Annotated in this window: 1 protein-coding gene; it reads right to left on the bottom strand. The window is 65.5% G+C overall.

From position 1 onward, the window contains the following. Positions 1-27: 27 nt before the first annotated feature. Positions 28-1095 carry an IS110 family transposase gene (locus ACQR3U_RS23320; protein WP_064061575.1) on the bottom strand — a complete coding sequence of 356 codons (1068 nt, stop codon included), beginning with the start codon at positions 1093-1095 and terminating at the stop codon, positions 28-30. Positions 1096-1390: the final 295 nt, after the last annotated feature.

The raw sequence follows: 1390 nt of genomic DNA, 5'->3' as shown, positions 1-1390 counted from the left end.
AACTGCGACACTCCTATTGACTTGCTGTCAAGCGGCGGTCGTTTGGCGTCGAGGCTGCAGCGTCTGGACGATGAGTGGATAGAGCTGCCGAACGAGATACCGTTTCAGGCAGCGGATGATTTCCATCTTCGTCTTGCCTTCCGCGATCCGTCGTGTCGCGTAGTTACGGGTCTGCTGGTCGTAGCGCAGCCGCACGAGCACGATGTGGTAGAGCGCTGAGTTCGCCTGCCGGTCGCCTGCGCGGTTGAGTCGGTGACGGTTGGTCTTGCCCGACGACGCCGGTATCGGACAGGCTCCGGCCAGTGCCGCGAACGCGGCTTCCGAGCGTAGCCTGTCAGGGTTGTCGCCGGCGGTGATCAGCAGCTGCGCCACGGTGTCTCGGCCGCAGCCGAAGACGCTCATCAGGTCCGGGGCATGGTCTTCGAGTAGCCGTTGCAGGTGCCCGGACAAGTCCTCGATCTGCTCGGTCAGTGCTTGCCAGCGCCGCGCCAGCAGCCGCAGGCTGTAGGCCGTGGCCTCGGCTGCGGTCACCGGCGCAGGTGTCGGTCGTGACGCCGCCAGCGCAGCGATCAACTTGGTGTTCGACAGGCCCCGGTAACGCGAACGCAGCTCCTCTGGCGCCGTGATCAGCATGCCCTTGATCTGGTTGATCGTCGCTGTCCTGGCGGTCAGTGCAGACGACCTCGAGGTGCGCAGCACCCGGAGCGACTCCACCAACCCATCGCCACCCTTGGGTGCGGCGCTGGCTCGACCCGACAGCACCGCCTCAGCGGCCGAATAGGCGTCGAAGGGATCGCTCTTGCCGCGAATCCGGCGATCGAACCGGTTGGGGCGGTTGACCTCACTGACCGCGATGCCCGCGACCTGCATCGCACGACTGACCCCAGCCCCGTACGAGCCGGTGCACTCGATGCCTACCTTCACCAGCCCAGGCCAGGACCGCAGGAACCGCAACGCCGCCTGGTAGCCGGCCGCGGTCGCTGGGACCTGTACATCTGCCAGTCGTCGTCCGGTGGCATCGATCGCTGCGACGTGGTGGGTGTCGGCGTGGGTATCGATTCCGCCGTAGACCTCGAGGTGATCCTGATTCACCATGGGACTGCGCCCTTCCATCTTGTCGGGTGCGCAGTCCGGCCGGGCGTCAGTCAGTTCACTATCGGGGATCTCGCCAGACTCCTATCAGGACATGACGGCCCGCCGGGCTGCACTCAAACGAGTGAGCCGAGCCGGTCGACACGTCGCAGACAGGACAGCCACCAACCTGCAGTGGCGTCAGAAGAGCCGTGAGCCAGACCCGCCCACCAGACCCATCCTGCGCCCACCGAGCCGAGACCGTCACGCCCATCAAGGAGTCAGACCAACCGGTCCACGAGATCCATAGTGAAGAGCC

Source organism: Rhodococcus sp. IEGM1339, from assembly GCF_050321925.1.
Classification (GTDB): domain Bacteria; phylum Actinomycetota; class Actinomycetes; order Mycobacteriales; family Mycobacteriaceae; genus Rhodococcus; species Rhodococcus pyridinivorans.
Note: the sequence above shows the minus strand (reverse complement) of the source record. Positions and strands in the feature narration are given on the sequence as shown.